The organism is Zobellella aerophila (genome assembly GCF_039539325.1).
In the GTDB taxonomy this organism is placed as follows: domain Bacteria; phylum Pseudomonadota; class Gammaproteobacteria; order Enterobacterales; family Aeromonadaceae; genus Oceanimonas; species Oceanimonas aerophila.
Genome location: NZ_BAABCX010000001.1, coordinates 903190 through 918018, shown reverse-complemented (window position 1 = coordinate 918018; position 14829 = coordinate 903190). Strand labels below are relative to the sequence as shown.

Sequence of the window (14829 nt, the reverse complement as noted above, 5' to 3'; positions counted from 1 at the left end):
GCGCTCCGATGACGCTTTAATGACAGGATGCAATTATGGCGAATCATCTATCAATCAATAGGGAAAGGGTGGCTCCTTTGCAGGGGCTGGAGTCTGATGACAGGGGCAAGTTAGCCCTGGTATGCGAGGGAGGAGGACAGAGAGGCATCTTTACGGCCGGTGTGCTGGATGCCTTTATGGCGGAGGGGTATGACCCTTTCCAGCTGATGATAGGCTCGTCGGCGGGAGCCCAGAATCTGTCGGCCTTTACCTGTAATGCGGCCGGCTATGCCAGGGAAATGATCATCGATTACACCACCCGATCGAACTTTTTCCGGCCACTGGATTTTGTCCGAGGCGGAGATCTGGTGGATCTGGATTGGTATTTCGAGGTACTGGCCGGTGAGCACCCCCTGGATATCGAAACGGGCATGCGTCGCCTGAACGGCCGAGAACTGCTGTTTTGCAGCACCCGGGCTCGGGATGTTCAGGCCTGTTATTTCCATCCCCGGGAAGTCGACTGGATGACGGGTATGAAGGCATCCAGTGCTATCCCCCTGTTTTACCGGGCCGGCGTACACTGGCAGGGCGAGCGCTACCAGGATGGCGGCATTGCTGATGCCATCCCGGTACAGGAAGCCTATCGGCGGGGGGCCAGGACCATAGTGGTGATCCGTACCGTCCCCCAACACAGCAAGGTCAGCCTGCAATGGGCCCAGCGCCTGGAGAGCTGGATTGGTGCCGATCGCTTGGGGGAAATCATGCAGATAGTGCGGGCCCATGAGCGCTGTTATTCCGATACCCAGTCCTTTATCAAGGAGCCGCCAATCGATGCCCAGGTGATCGAGATCTACCCCAGCCGGCCGTTGGAAAGCCGGGTGTTGGGCTCAACTAGGTCTCAACTGGAGCAAGATTATCAACTGGGTCTGCGCTGTGGTCGCTATTTTTTATATTCACTGGGAGCGGCGTTACTAGATATACCTGTATGCTAAAAAATGCCCTTATTACAGGATATTGATGCTGGTCAAGCGGGCATGCACTGTGTACACTCGCCTCCCGATTGACAGGGGCGCCAGGCCTTGGTCCTGTGCGGAACCGAGGGAATACCCGTGATTGAGGGCGAAGCCGTGGGTCAAGGGCTTTGTTTCATGTAAATAGTCACTTACCCCAACTTTGCACGGCTCGCGCCGCCCCGGCTATTCATCCCTTCGGTGCCTGGTTACTCGAGGTGTCAATCGACCGAGTATTCTAGACGGGCGGCTATACTGTCGCTGTTGGTATTATGCCCGGCCTGTGCCGGTGGCGTTCGTTTGAACGCCCAGTCAAGGAGTTAGCCATGTCTCAGGACACGCGTTATTTAGAAAGCCTCTATCCAGGCTATGGTCAGTCATTCACCATCGACAAGGTGTTGTTTCATCATCAGACCGAGCACCAGGATCTGATCATATTCGAGAATCAGGAAATGGGTCGGGTGATGGCCCTGGATGGGGTTATCCAGACCACGGAGCGGGATGAATTCATCTATCACGAAATGCTCACCCATACTCCCTTGTTCGCCCACGGCAATGCCAAAAGCGTGCTGATCATCGGTGGCGGCGACGGCGGCATCCTGCGTGAGGTGCTCAAGCACCCGACCGTTGAACGGGTCACCATGGTGGAAATCGATCAGCAGGTCATCGAGATGTGTAAGGAATACCTGCCCAACCATTCCCAGGGGGCCTATGAAGATGCCCGGGTACAGGTGGTGATCGGTGACGGTAAGGACTTTGTCGCCAACAGTGACGGGCGTTTCGACGTGATCATTTCCGACAGCACGGATCCTATCGGTCCGGGCGAGGCCCTGTTTACCTCCGTCTTCTATGAAGGCTGTAAACGGATCCTCAACGAGGGCGGTGTTTTTGTTGCCCAGAACGGTGTCTGTTTCATGCAGCTGGATGAGGTGACCACTACCGCCAAGCGGCTGTCACCCTATTTCGCCGACCGCACCTTTTATTGCGCGGCCGTACCCACCTACGTGGGCGGCGTGATGACTCTGGCCTGGGCCAGCCAGGACCCCTCGTTGAAAACGGTGGCCCTGGATACCCTGCAGGCCCGTTTCAAGGCGGCCGGGCTGAAAACCCGTTACTATACCCCAGAGGTACACAAGGGTGCCTTTGCCCTGCCTCGCTACGTACTCGATGCCATCGAGGCGTAATTCACTGACTCGGGCCTGAACTTTTCAGGCTCGATTTACTCTATGGCCCTAACATTTTAGATGGGACAAAGATATGGCTGATTGGTCCGCAAACGATGCTCTCAAGATATACAACCTGCCTTATTGGGGAGCCGGTTTTTTTCATCTGGACGACCAGGGAAGAGTCGTTGTCACCCCGGACAAGAGCCGCCCCGATGCAGTGGTGGTATTGACCGAGGTGGTTGAGCAACTTAAGGCGGAAGGCTATGCCGCGCCGGTGTTGCTGCGTTTTCCCGATATCATCAAGAGCCGTATCGATGCCCTGTTCAGTGCTTTCAATGGCGCCATAGAGGATTATGGTTATCAGGGTGACTACCTGACCGTTTATCCGATCAAGGTCAACCAGCAGCGCGGCGTGTTGGAGGCGGTGACCAAGGCTTATAAAGACAAGCCCAGGCTGGGTCTGGAGGCGGGTTCCAAACCGGAGCTGCTGGCGGTGCTGGCCCATAGCCATGAAACCGAATCGGTGATCGTCTGTAACGGCTATAAGGACAAGGAATATATCCGCCTGGCGCTGCTCGGTACCAAGATGGGCCATCAGGTCTATATCGTGATCGAGAAGCTGTCCGAGCTGACCATGGTGATGGAAGAGGCCAAGCGCATCAATGTATCGCCCCGGCTGGGGGTTCGCGCCCGGCTGGCCTCCCAGGGGGCGGGCAAGTGGCAATCCAGTGGTGGTGAGAAATCCAAGTTTGGCCTGAGCGCCGCCCAGGTATTGAGCCTGGTCGAACAACTGCGTAACGCCGACTGCCTGGACTGGCTGCAGCTGCTGCATTTCCACTTGGGCTCCCAGATCGCCAATATTCGCGATATCCAGAAAGGGGTGCGTGAATGCGGCCGCTTCTATGGCGAACTGCGGCGCATGGGGGTGCCGGTCAATATCGTGGACGTGGGCGGCGGCCTGGGGGTTGACTATGAGGGCACCCGCTCCCAGAGCTATTGCTCGGCTAACTATAACCTGCGCGAATATGCCAACAATGTGGTGTGGGGCATCGGCAATGTGTGCCGTGAATATGAGCTGCCTTATCCGCTGATCATCAGTGAGTCCGGCCGGGCCATTACCGCCCACCATGCACTGCTGGTGGCCAATGTGATCAGCATAGAATCCGCCAAGCCCCAGGCAGCCAAGGCGCCGGCGGATGACGCGGCGTTTTTGCTGCAAAATATCTGGGAAACCTGGGAAGATCTGTGCCGGGACGATCCACCTTTGCTGGAAATTTATCACGATACGGTAGCCGAGCTGGCCGACGTGCACGAGCAGTACAACATGGGGGTGATGACCCTGGAGGACAGGGCCTGGGCGGAAGAAATGCACCTGAATATCTGCCTGGGCATCAAGTCGCGGCTGGACTCGGTGAACCGCGCCCACAGGCCGATCATCGATGAGCTGAACGAGAAGTTGGCGGATAAATGCTTCGTCAACTTCTCCCTGTTCCAGTCGCTGCCCGACGCCTGGGGGATTGATCAGATCTTCCCGGTGTTGCCACTGGATGGACTGGACAGGGCACCGACCCGTCGGGCGGTGATCCTGGATATCACTTGCGACTCGGATGGTGCCATCGATCAGTATGTGGATGGCCAGGGTGTGGAAACCACCCTGCCGATGCCCGAGTTCATCCCCGGCCAACCCCAGTACCTGGGCTTCTTCCTGGTGGGGGCCTATCAGGAAATCCTGGGTGACATGCACAACCTGTTCGGCGATACCCACAGTGCCGAAGTGGCGGTGGATGAGCAGGGCCAGGTGGTGATCAGTAATGTGAAAGAAGGCAGTAATGTGGCCGAGATGCTGCGCTACGTGGATATCGACCCGTCGGTGATCAATGCCCGCTACGAAGTACTGGCCAACCATCCCGATCTGGATGAAGCGACCCGCACCATGCTACTGAAAGAGCTGTCGGCCGGCCTGGAAGGCTATGCCTACCTGGAAGACGAGCTGTAAGACGCCGGGAGCTATCCCTTAAGCCGGAAGTCTGGAGAGCTTGGCTGCCAACCGGTGGAGGCAGGCTCCCCGGCTTCCGGCTTTTTACTATCCGCGTCCGCGGTGCCGAGGGCCAGTCAATTTTCTAGCCGTTATCCGTTTCCTGCTGTGCCAGCTTACGTTCCACATCTCGCCTGACGATCGCCAGGGCTGCCAGGGCGATGTCGGGCTCTATCTCGTTGAGTTCCAGCAGCTCAATCAAATCAACGGCCAGCTGAACTTCCGGTGGGGCATCGGCCAGGCTCATGGCGCCTCCTGTCTGGTTTCGGATAATTGCTTTATTTTACACAAAAAAATGCCCAGCAGGGCTGGGCGAAGACTTAGTGCTTAATTGCAGTGGCACTATATATGAACAAAGATTAACCAGAAGGTTCCCGGTAAATTCTCAAAAATAAAAAATATCTCTCGGGCTTTTAGCTTGACAGCAGCCGGTATCGAAACGTAAATTTCAAACATGCGTTTTATTCCTGGATGACCGATGAGCAAGAAAGACACCAAACAAAAAATACTTGACGCCGCCGAGGTGCTCTTTGCCGAGCAAGGCTTCAACGATGCCTCCCTGCGCATCATCACCAGTACCGCAGATGTCAACCTGGCGTCGGTCAATTACCATTTCGGTTCCAAGAAAGACTTGATCAAGGCGGTGATGGACCGTTACCTGAGCATTTTTATGCCCAATGTGGATGAAGCGCTGCAGCGCTTGCTGAAGGAGCCCGACATCAACCTGCACCAGGTGTTCGAATGTTTTGTCGCCCCCTTGATGGCACTCACCAGGATCAAACGACGGGGGCCGGAGATCTTTATTCAGCTGCTCGGCCGGGGTTATATCGATAACCAGGGCTTTTTGCGTTGGTTTATCGTCAACCACTATGGCCAGGTGCTGGAGCACTTTACCCAGGCCATCCGCAAGGGGGCCCCGGAATTATCGCCGTCCGATGTGTTCTGGCGGGTACACTTTACCCTGGGCACGGTGGTGTTCACCATGGCCTCCAGCGATGCCTTGCGGGATATCGCCCAGGCCGATTTTAATGAAGAGATAGACGTCGAAGGCCTGGTGCGCAAGCTGATCCCCTATCTCGCCAGTGGTGTCGGCGCCCGGCCCCATTATTAATCACGCACCGTCAGAGGAGGACAGGGAGCATGAGTTTACGGAAAAAATGGATCAGTGGGCCCGCGTTTAACGTCTTTAAAAAGATCTTGCCCCCCCTGTCGGCCACCGAGCGTGAAGCGATGGAGGCCGGCTCGGTATGGTGGGATGGCGAATTGTTCCGGGGCAAGCCGGACTGGTCAAAGCTAATGGCCTATGGCCCCTCGACCCTGACCGGGGAAGAGCAGGCTTTCCTGGATAATCAGGTCTGCACTCTGCTGGCGATGCTTGACGACCACCATATCGTCAATGAGTGGCGGGAACTGCCGGAGGCGGTTTGGGATTATCTCAAGCGGGAGGGGTTTTTCGCGCTGATCATCCCCAAATCCTATGGCGGCCATGACTTTTCCGCCTATGCCAACTCCACCATAGTGGCTCGTATCGCCACCCGCAGCATCAGTGCCGCGGTGACCGTGATGGTACCCAATTCCCTGGGCCCCGGTGAGTTGTTGATGCACTATGGTACCCGGCAGCAACAAGATCGCTGGCTGCCGGGGCTGGCCAGGGGCACCGAGGTTCCCTGTTTTGCCCTGACCGGTCCCGAGGCCGGCTCGGACGCGGGCGGCATTCCTGACACCGGCGTGATCTGTCGGGCTGAGTACGAAGGCAAAGAGGTGCTCGGCATCCGCCTGAACTGGGATAAGCGTTATATTACCCTGGCCCCCCGGGCCACCGTGCTCGGGCTGGCCTTCAAACTGTACGATCCCGACGCCCTGCTGGGTGATAAAACAGAGCTGGGCATTACCTGCGCCCTGATCCCCACCAGCCACCCGGGGGTGGAAATCGGCGATCGCCATTTCCCCATGGGGCTGGCGTTCTTGAACGGTACCACCCGGGGCCAGGATGTGTTTATTCCCCTAGAGTGGATCATCGGCGGCCCCGATTATGCTGGACGGGGCTGGCGTATGCTGGTCGAGTGCCTGTCTGCCGGGCGGGGGATATCCCTGCCGGCATTGGGCACCGCCTGCGGCCATCTGGCGGCACGCAGCACGGGTGCCTACGCCTATGTACGTAAGCAGTTTGGTTTATCCATCGGCAAGTTCGAAGGAGTACAGGAAGCCCTGGGCCGCATCGGTGGTCTGACTTACCAGCTGGAGGCGACCCGCCGTTTAACCACCCGCGCCCTGGATTTAAATGAAAGTCCGGCGATAGTGACCGCCATTTCCAAATATCATATGACGGAAATGGCGCGTATCGTCATCGACGATGCGTTGGACGTGCACGCGGGAAAAGGAATTCAAATGGGGCCAAGCAACTACCTGGCCCACAGCTATCTGGGCATACCGGTGGCCATTACGGTGGAGGGGGCCAATATCCTGACCCGTAACCTGATGATCTTCGGCCAGGGAGCCAGCCGCTGCCATCCCTATGTGCTGCAAGAGCTGGAGGCGGCGGCCAACCCGGATGAGCAGGCCGGCCTGGATGCCTTCGATACGCTGTTGTTCAAGCATATCCGCTTCGCCCTCGGCAATGTATGTGGCGCCTTCTGGCAGGGGGTGACCGCCGGCCGGCTGAATCCATCGCCGGTGGCCGGTGAAACCGCCGGTTATTACCGGCAGCTGACCCGGATGAGCAAGGCCCTGGCCCTCTGTGCCGATGTGGCCATGCTGATGATGGGCGGGGATCTCAAGCGCAAGGAGATGCTCTCCGCCCGCCTGGGTGATGTGCTCAGCCACCTGTACCTGGCTTCGGCCACCTTGAAATTTTATGAGGACAACGGCCGTCCCGCCGATGAACTGCCGTTCGTGCATTATGCCGTCGGCCGCAACCTGTACCTGATCGCCGATGCCCTGGAGGGATTCCTGCAGAATTTCCCCAACCGGGTCATGGCCTTCACCCTGAAAACCCTGATCTTCCCGTTGGGCAAGCGATACAAGAAGCCGCTGGACCGGCATGCCCAGGCAGTCAGCAAGCAGTTGATGAGCACAGGGGGGGTCCGTGAACGGCTGACCCGGCTTTGTTATGTCGGTGAACAGAGCGAGCCTGGCCTGGGCCAGCTGGAGCGGGCCTTCGGTGCCATGTTGGCGGTAAGGGGACTGGAGAAAAAACTGGCAGATGCCCAGCATGACGGCACCCTGCCTCGAAAAGGGACGCTGGCGGCCTTGCTCGAGCAGGCCAGGGCAGAGGGCGTGTTGACCGAGACCGATATTCAGCGGCTGCTGCAGGCGGATGAATGGCGTCGCGCCGCCATCGCGGTGGACAGCTTCCCGGCAGAGGCATTGGCCCGCCAATCGCATAATAAACCCGATGCCGCCTGAAACTGAAAAGCCGAACCAGTTGATTCGGCTTTTTTTCAGCTGAGTCAGGCCCGGCTTATTCCACGGTCAGGATCTTGCAGGTATTGGTACTGCCGACCACTTCCATCTTATCGCCGTGGGTCAGGAGCACCAGATCGCCGGTGCTGACGTAGCCGCTCTGCTTCAGGCAGGCCAGAGCTTCGCGGCAGATCTCCGCCGTGCTCAGCTCGTCGGCCGGTTCAAAGTAGACAGGGGTGACGCCACGGTACAGGTTGGACCAGGCCAGGGTCTGTTTTTCGCGGGACAGGGAGAAGATCGGCAGGCCGGAGCTGATGCGGGACAGCAGCAGTGGCGTGGTGCCTGAGTGGGTCAGTGCCACTATGGCCTTGACGCCCTGCAGGTGGTTGGCCGCATACATGGTGGACATGGCGACGGTTTCTTCCACCGAGGTGAAGGTGTAATTCATCCGGTGATTGGAGACATTGACGCTGGGGTGCTTTTCCGCCCCCAGGCAGACGTCCACCATGGCTTTGACGGTTTCGATCGGGAAGTCACCGGCGGCGGTTTCGGCCGACAGCATCACCGCATCGGTGCCGTCCAGCACCGCGTTGGCCACGTCCATCACTTCGGCACGGGTCGGCAGCGGGGCGCTGATCATGGACTCCATCATCTGGGTGGCGGTGATCACCACCCGGTTCAGGCGGCGTGAGGTGCGGATCAGTTTTTTCTGCACACCCACCAGCTCGGGGTCGCCGATTTCCACCCCCAGATCTCCCCGGGCCACCATCACCACGTCCGAGGCCAGGATTACATCTTCCATGGCGGCATCGGTGGCCACGGCTTCGGCGCGCTCGACCTTGGCGACTATCTTGGCATTGCTGCCGGCGGCGCGGGCCAGTTCACGGGCGATACGCAGGTCTTCACCGGTGCGGGGGAAGGACACGGCCAGATAATCGACGCCGATCTTGGCGGCGGTGATGATGTCTTGCTTGTCTTTTTCGGTTAGTGCCGGAGCCGACAGGCCACCACCTTTCTTGTTAATGCCCTTGTTGTTGGACAGGGGGCCGGCGACGGTGACTTCGGTCAGGATCCGGTCGCCGTCGACGGTTTCTACCCGCAGTTGTACCCGGCCATCATCCAGCAGCAATACATCGCCGGTTTTGACATCTTTAGGCAGTGCCTTGTAGTCGATACCGACCTGCTGCTGATCCCCTTCGCCCTTGCCGAGCGCGGCATCCAGCACGAACTTGTCACCGACGGCCAGCTGTATTTTGCCGTCTTTGAAGGTGGAGACCCGGATCTTGGGGCCCTGCAAGTCACCCAGGATGGCGACGTGCTTGCCCAGCTTTTGGGCGATGTCCCGCACCTTGTTGGCGCGAGCCATATGATCTTCGGGGGTACCGTGAGAGAAGTTCATGCGCACCACATTGGCACCGGCGCGAATGATGCCTTCCAGGTTATCGTCGCGATCGGTGGCCGGGCCCAGGGTAGTGACAATCTTGGTACGTCTTAACATAAGAGACTCCAGTTGAAATACATTCGAAGTAATGGTGAACAATAGGCGTGGGGTTTAAAACGGTGTGGATTGCGAATGTCGAACTGACAGTAGGCATCTGCAGATAGCGATTCGACGGCCATGTTTCGGCTGATATGACATCCGGATAACATTGTGACTGGCTTGCTCACGATCTGACGCTGTGCCCTTAGTTTTGTAAATTGTTACCAAGAATACCCTATGTGTAGCAAGAAGTGTAGACGGGGTCACAAAAATGGCCGGCAAATGCCGGCCATTTGATCAATATCAAAGGTGGGGGTTATCGAATCGTGAATTTTTTATCCCTTCTTTAACTTTCTTCAGGTTTTCCCGAAACTTGCCGCCGCGGCGCAGGATAAAGCCGGTGGCCAGCACATCGATCAGCACCATCTGGGCCAGGCGCGAGGCCATGGGCAGATACACATCCGTGTCTTCGGGCACGTCCATCGACAGCACCAGGGAGCACTCCCGCGCCAGGGGAGAATCCTTGGCGGTCAGGCCGATGACGATGGCATCATTCTGGCGGGCCAGTTGGGCTATTTCCACTAGGGCCTTGGTCCGACCGGTATGGGAGATCAGCACCACCACATCGCCTTCGCTGCTGCCGATACAACTCATGCGCATCATCACCACATCGTCGAAACAGAGCACCGGCACGTTAAAGCGGAAAAACTTGTTCATGGCATCGTGCGCCACGGCGGAAGAGGCGCCCAGGCCGAAGAACGACAATTTTTTAGCCTGGGTCATGATATCGACACAGCGGTTGACGGCGAGCGGGTCCAGGCTGTGGCGGGCGGCATCCAGGCAGGCCATGCTGGACTCGAAAATCTTGGCGGTATAGGACTCGGGCGTGTCGTCTTCTTCCACATGTCGGTTCACATAGGGAGTGCCATTGGCCAGGCTCTGGGCCAGATGTAGCTTGAAGTCGGGAAAGCCCTTGGTATCCAGGCGGCGGCAGAAACGGTTGACGGTTGGCTCGCTGACATCCGCCAGCTTGGCCAGGGCGGCGATGCTGGAATGGATGGCGGTTTGCGGGGACGCGAGGATGACTTCCGCCACTTTTCTTTCAGACTTGCTGAAACTTTCGATATTTTTTGTGATTTTTTCTAACGTATTCATCTGGGTAACCGGGCTGGGTGCGACAGGGTGTAAGCCACCCCATGCTGCTGAAATATGATGTCTACTATACAAGACAAACGGTTAGCTTGAGAGCAGTCCTGTAGCAAAGTATGACTAATCTCTAAAAACAGTACCTGATAGAGGACAGGATTTAAATTTTTTATGTCATTAAATGACAAATGGAAGGAATTAACAACGGTTGTCATCATTCTCGCAAACAAAAGCCCTGTTACCGGGCGGTAACAGGGCTTTTGTATCAATTACGGTGAAGCGGGGCAGGGTTACGCCAATTCACCCCAGAGATCGTATTCATCGGCATGCTGAATGTTGACCATCACCTTGTCGCCGGGCTTGAGGCTGGTTTCGCCATTCAGGTAGACCAGGCCGTCGATTTCCGGGGCGTCGGCGCTGGAGCGACCGATGGCACCTTCTTCGTCCACTTCGTCGATCAGCACTTCCAGGGTCTTGCCCACCTTGAGCGCCAGCTTGCGGGTGGAGATGGCCTGCTGCAGCGCCATAAAGCGATCAAAGCGCTCCTGTTTGATCTCTTCCGGCACCGGGTCCGGCAGCTCGTTGGCGCGGGCGCCTTCCACCGGGCTGTAGGTAAAGCAGCCCACCCGATCCAGCTCGGCCTGCTCGATAAAGTCGAGCAGCAGCTGGAAGTCTTCTTCGGTTTCACCGGGGAAGCCGACGATAAAGGTCGAACGTATGGTGATCTCCGGGCAGATCTCGCGCCAGCTACGGATGCGCTCCAGGGTGCGCTCCACCGCGCCCGGGCGTTTCATCAACTTGAGGATGCGCGGGCTGGCGTGCTGCAGCGGGATATCCAGGTAAGGCAGCAGCTTGCCGTCGCGCATCAGCGGGATCAGGTCGTCTACGTGCGGGTAAGGATAGACATAATGCAGCCGTACCCAGACACCCATCTTGCCCAGCTCTTCGCACAGGGTCTGCATATGGGTCTTGACCGGCATGCCGTCGGCGAAGCCGGTCTTGTGCTTCACGTCCACCCCGTAGGCGGAGGTGTCCTGGGAGATCACCAGCAGCTCTTTCACCCCCGCGTCGACCAGGCGGCGGGCTTCGCTCAGCACTTCGCCGATGGGACGGCTGTCCAGGCCACCGCGCATGGAGGGGATGATGCAGAAGGTGCACTTGTGGTTGCAGCCTTCGGAAATCTTCAGGTAGGCATAATGCTTGGGGGTAAGCTTGACGCCCTGCTCGGGCACCAGGCTGACAAAGGGGTTGAAGTCCGGCTTGGGCACATACTGGTGCACATGGTTGAGCACCTGCTCATAGGAATGGGGGCCGGTGATTTCCAGTACCTTGGGGTGCACTTCACGGATCTGATCTTCCTTGGCGCCCAGACAACCGGTCACGATCACCTTGCCGTTTTCGCTCAGGGCCTCGCCCACGGCTTCCAGGGATTCCTGCACGGCGCTGTCGATAAAGCCACAGGTGTTCACTATCACCAGATCGGCATCGTCGTAGGAGGGAACCACTTCGTAACCTTCGATACGTAACTGGGTCAGGATGCGTTCGGAATCGACCAGATTCTTCGGGCAACCCAGGCTGACAAAACCGATGCGGGGGACAGACATACTCACGTGGCTTAACTCACTTCAAGGGGATAAATAAAAGAGGGCGCATTCTACACCCAAATGGTTTGTACAAAAAAGAGGCAACAACAAAAACACCCCGGTTATGTCAGCAGTGTTTCTTGGCAGATTGACGGTGGAGTATCCTTCCGTCGACACGCCCAAATCCTTCCCTGGGGCTCGGCGGCGCCATCCCTGGCGCCAACGGTCGACTTAAAGGACACCCCACCATCTGCTCAAATACTGTGACAGGCCGGGGTGTTTTCAGTTAACCAGAACTTATTTGGCGAAGTTTTCTGCCACGAAGTCCCAGTTCACCAGTGCCCAGAAGGCTTTGACATAGTCGGGGCGCACATTGCGGTAGTCGATGTAGTAGGCATGCTCCCACACATCGCAGGTCAGCAGCGGGGCGGCACCTTCGGTCAGCGGGCAGCCGGCGTTGGAGGTGTTGGCGATGGCGACGGAACCGTCGGCCTTCTTCACCAGCCAAGTCCAGCCGGAGCCGAAGTTGGTCACGCAGGACTTGGTGAATTCTTCTTTAAAGGCAGCGAAAGAGCCGAAAGCGGCGTTGATGGCATCGGCCAGGGCACCGGTGGGTTCGCCGCCGCCATTGGGAGACAGGCAGTTCCAGTAGAAGGTGTGGTTCCAGACCTGGGCGGCGTTGTTGAAGATGCCACCGCTGGAGGTCTTGATGATGTCCTCCAGAGACTTGCCTTCGAACTCGGTGCCGGGAACCAGGTTGTTCAGGTTAACCACATAGGTGTTGTGGTGTTTACCGTGGTGATATTCCAGGGTTTCCTGGGAGATATGGGGTTCCAGGGCGTTTTTCGCATAAGGCAGAGCGGGAAGTTCAAATGCCATTGTTATTTTCTCCATTTTGGTATGCCAACCAGGGCTGGCTTGAGACATTGCTGACTTTCTTTCCTTGCGGAAGGTAAACATCCGAGTTTTCAGAATAGCGGCACATTGCTCAAACGATTGTAACAGTTTGCCAGACGGCTAAACAACAACAGCTTTTGTAGGGAATAGCCGGGGCGCGCCGGCTATTTATTGCCAAGCAGATACCAATTTATAATGGCCAAGGCTTGTGACCCACCGGAGATCCAGTAGAATAGATTTTTTAACAACAAGCCGTCCGAGGTGGTCATGGACACCATTGAAAAAATCAAGACTCAGATCAGCGAGAATCCGATCCTGCTGTATATGAAAGGTTCTCCCAAATTCCCCAGCTGCGGTTTTTCTGCCCAGGCGTCCCAGGCGCTGATGAACTGCGGTGAGCCCTTTGCCTATGTGGATATCCTGCAGAACCCGGATATCCGTGCCGAACTGCCCAAGTATGCTAACTGGCCGACCTTCCCCCAGCTGTGGGTTGACGGCGAGCTGATCGGCGGCTGTGACATCATCCTGGAAATGTTCCAGCAGGGTGAACTGAAGGCCCTGATCGACGAAACGGCCGCGAAATACCCGAAAAAAGACGAAGCATAAGTCCTCCGTCTCCGGCACTGGTCGGTCGTCCCCCGGGTCGGTCGACCAGCTGCCAACCACCGCCGATCCTGCTCGGGACGTCACCCGGCACTTCATTCCGCTCCTCATGTTTCATCCGCTTACCTGTGATAAGTTTGTTTCCCCTCGCGCCTCGCGTCATTCAAGGACATCGGCGCTATGGCATGCTGTGCCCGCCATGTGCCGGCATTAACACACAGGAATCAATATGGATGCAGATGTACTGATTGTCGGTGCTGGCTCGGTCGGCATGGCCGCCGGCTTTTATCTGGCCCGCAAAGGAGCCAGGGTGATACTGCTGGACGAGGGCGAGCCGCCGCACAGCCTGGGCTCCCATCACGGCAGTACCCGCCTGATCCGCTACGCCTATGGTGAGGGGGCCGCCTATCTCCCCCTGCTGCTGCGGGCCCGCACCCTATGGCAGGAACTTGAACAACTCGGCGGTGAGCAGCTGTTCGAGCCCTGTGGCGTGCTCAACCTGGGCGCGGCCGGCCGCCCCTTCCTGACCCAGGTGGTGCGCAGCGCCGCCGAATACCGGTTGACGCTGGAGCAGCTGGACGCGGCACAGACCATGGCCCGCTGGTCGGCCTGGCAGTTGCCCGCGGGCATTAGCGCCGCTTTTGAGCCCGAGGCCGGGGTACTGTATTGCGAGCGGGCCCTGTCGGCCTGGCGGCGGCTGGGCCGGGAGCGGGGCGCCGTGTTGCTGGGGGGTCATAAGGTCACCGGGTTGCGAGCGGCCGGCCGGCAGGTCACCGTCAGCACGGAGAAGGGGTTGCAGTTGAGCGCGGCCAGGGTGTTGGTCAGCGCCGGCCACAGGGTCGCACCGTTGCTGGCGGGGCTCGGGCTGCCGCTGCCGTTGCAGCGGGTACGCAAAACCTTTGCCTGGTATGGCGTTGACCAAGCCGGCTACGGCCCGGTGGCGTTTCCCGGTTTTTCGGCCGATCTGCCCGATGCTATTTATTACGGTTTCCCCACCCTGGAAGGGGCGGGACTCAAGGTCGGCCGCCACGACGGCGGCCAGCTTTTGTCGCCGGATGAACCCTTGCTGCCCTTCGGCGCTTTTGCCGAAGACGAGGAAGAGCTGGATAGTTTTGTCCGTGCCTATCTGCCCGGGGCAGGGGAGATGACAGAGGGCAAGGCCTGTCACTATGTACGCACGCCCGACGAGCACTTTATCCTGGACCGGCATCCCGAACAGGATCGGGTGTTTATCGCCAGCGCCTGTTCGGGCCACGGCTTCAAGTTTGCCAGCGTGCTGGGGGAGCTGTTTGCCAACTGGATGCTGGACGGCGAGCCGGGGTTCGATCTCTCGCCCTTCCGTCTAGCGCGTTTTTAATAGGCGCGGGCTCTGGCCCAGATGTTTGTCAGTTAACGGGATTAGTTGGCTTTCAAGCCGACCTTCTGCGCCAGGGACGGCGCAGTAGAGCCCCCACGGATGGGTTGACGGCGGGTCGGAGGGAAGCCAATTAATCCCGTTTGATACTTCACTGGCAGGCCTTGGGTCCTG

Annotated in this window: 12 protein-coding genes; 7 read left to right on the top strand and 5 right to left on the bottom strand. The window is 58.1% G+C overall.

Features of this window, described 5'->3' with window-relative positions:
* The first annotated feature begins 35 nt into the window (after nt 1-35).
* The 3 genes from ABD806_RS04300 (at nt 36) to speA (ending at nt 4151) form a co-directional block, all read left to right on the top strand.
* A complete protein-coding gene (locus ABD806_RS04300) occupies nt 36-971 on the top strand; it encodes a patatin-like phospholipase family protein (protein WP_344955060.1) in 936 nt (311 codons plus the stop codon).
* A gap of 344 nt (nt 972-1315) precedes the next feature.
* Nucleotides 1316-2173: a polyamine aminopropyltransferase gene (speE, locus tag ABD806_RS04295; protein WP_344955058.1), complete on the top strand. Its 858-nt coding sequence runs from the start codon at nt 1316-1318 to the stop codon at nt 2171-2173.
* Between the two features lie 73 nt (nt 2174-2246).
* Nucleotides 2247-4151: a biosynthetic arginine decarboxylase gene (gene speA / locus ABD806_RS04290; RefSeq protein ID WP_344955056.1), complete on the top strand. Its 1905-nt coding sequence runs from the start codon at nt 2247-2249 to the stop codon at nt 4149-4151.
* 124 nt (nt 4152-4275) lie between these two features.
* On the opposite strand, the gene rsmS is transcribed toward speA, so the two are convergent.
* Nucleotides 4276-4437, bottom strand: coding sequence for a pleiotropic regulatory protein RsmS (gene rsmS, locus ABD806_RS04285; protein WP_344955054.1), 162 nt, complete (start codon nt 4435-4437; stop codon nt 4276-4278).
* Nucleotides 4438-4668: 231 nt separating this feature from the next.
* On the opposite strand from rsmS, the gene psrA reads away from it, so the two are divergent.
* A complete protein-coding gene (psrA, locus tag ABD806_RS04280; protein ID WP_344955052.1) occupies nt 4669-5301 on the top strand; it encodes a TetR family transcriptional repressor PsrA in 633 nt (210 codons plus the stop codon).
* 29 nt (nt 5302-5330) lie between these two features.
* Nucleotides 5331-7595, top strand: coding sequence for an acyl-CoA dehydrogenase (locus ABD806_RS04275; protein WP_344955050.1), 2265 nt, complete (start codon nt 5331-5333; stop codon nt 7593-7595).
* 55 nt (nt 7596-7650) lie between these two features.
* Here the strand turns inward: ABD806_RS04275 and pyk are convergent, their stop codons facing one another.
* From pyk to sodB, 4 genes are all read right to left on the bottom strand, one after another.
* Nucleotides 7651-9090 (bottom strand): pyruvate kinase, encoded by a 1440-nt coding sequence (gene pyk / locus ABD806_RS04270; RefSeq protein WP_344955048.1) that lies wholly within the window; start codon nt 9088-9090, stop codon nt 7651-7653.
* A gap of 285 nt (nt 9091-9375) precedes the next feature.
* On the bottom strand, nt 9376-10227 hold the full coding sequence (locus tag ABD806_RS04265) for a MurR/RpiR family transcriptional regulator (RefSeq protein WP_344955046.1): 852 nt from the start codon (nt 10225-10227) through the stop codon (nt 9376-9378).
* 281 nt (nt 10228-10508) lie between these two features.
* A complete protein-coding gene (rimO, locus tag ABD806_RS04260) occupies nt 10509-11822 on the bottom strand; it encodes a 30S ribosomal protein S12 methylthiotransferase RimO (protein ID WP_344956440.1) in 1314 nt (437 codons plus the stop codon).
* A gap of 276 nt (nt 11823-12098) precedes the next feature.
* Nucleotides 12099-12680, bottom strand: coding sequence for a superoxide dismutase [Fe] (sodB, locus tag ABD806_RS04255; RefSeq protein WP_344955044.1), 582 nt, complete (start codon nt 12678-12680; stop codon nt 12099-12101).
* Between the two features lie 285 nt (nt 12681-12965).
* Here sodB and ABD806_RS04250 point away from each other — a divergent pair, with 285 nt between their 5' ends.
* Both ABD806_RS04250 and solA read left to right on the top strand, forming a co-directional pair.
* The gene (locus ABD806_RS04250; RefSeq protein WP_116472932.1) at nt 12966-13304 is read left to right on the top strand and encodes a Grx4 family monothiol glutaredoxin; all 339 of its coding nucleotides are present in this window, start codon (nt 12966-12968) and stop codon (nt 13302-13304) included.
* A 226-nt stretch (nt 13305-13530) separates the two neighbouring features.
* Nucleotides 13531-14658, top strand: a complete 1128-nt coding sequence (gene solA, locus ABD806_RS04245; RefSeq protein ID WP_344955040.1) for an N-methyl-L-tryptophan oxidase — start codon at nt 13531-13533, stop codon at nt 14656-14658.
* Nucleotides 14659-14829 lie beyond the last annotated feature (171 nt).

Excerpts from the sequence above, each read along its gene's own strand:
- ABD806_RS04300 (WP_344955060.1), top strand. The coding sequence starts at position 36 with ATGGCGAATCATCTATCAATCAATAGGGAAAGGGTGGCTCCTTTGCAG.
- speA (WP_344955056.1), top strand. The coding sequence starts at position 2,247 with ATGGCTGATTGGTCCGCAAACGATGCTCTCAAGATATACAACCTGCCT.
- pyk (WP_344955048.1), bottom strand. The coding sequence starts at position 9,090 with ATGTTAAGACGTACCAAGATTGTCACTACCCTGGGCCCGGCCACCGAT.
- rsmS (WP_344955054.1), bottom strand. The coding sequence starts at position 4,437 with ATGAGCCTGGCCGATGCCCCACCGGAAGTTCAGCTGGCCGTTGATTTG.
- psrA (WP_344955052.1), top strand. The coding sequence starts at position 4,669 with ATGAGCAAGAAAGACACCAAACAAAAAATACTTGACGCCGCCGAGGTG.
- solA (WP_344955040.1), top strand. The coding sequence starts at position 13,531 with ATGGATGCAGATGTACTGATTGTCGGTGCTGGCTCGGTCGGCATGGCC.
- sodB (WP_344955044.1), bottom strand. The coding sequence starts at position 12,680 with ATGGCATTTGAACTTCCCGCTCTGCCTTATGCGAAAAACGCCCTGGAA.
- ABD806_RS04265 (WP_344955046.1), bottom strand. The coding sequence starts at position 10,227 with ATGAATACGTTAGAAAAAATCACAAAAAATATCGAAAGTTTCAGCAAG.
- ABD806_RS04275 (WP_344955050.1), top strand. The coding sequence starts at position 5,331 with ATGAGTTTACGGAAAAAATGGATCAGTGGGCCCGCGTTTAACGTCTTT.
- speE (WP_344955058.1), top strand. The coding sequence starts at position 1,316 with ATGTCTCAGGACACGCGTTATTTAGAAAGCCTCTATCCAGGCTATGGT.
- ABD806_RS04250 (WP_116472932.1), top strand. The coding sequence starts at position 12,966 with ATGGACACCATTGAAAAAATCAAGACTCAGATCAGCGAGAATCCGATC.
- rimO (WP_344956440.1), bottom strand. The coding sequence starts at position 11,822 with ATGTCTGTCCCCCGCATCGGTTTTGTCAGCCTGGGTTGCCCGAAGAAT.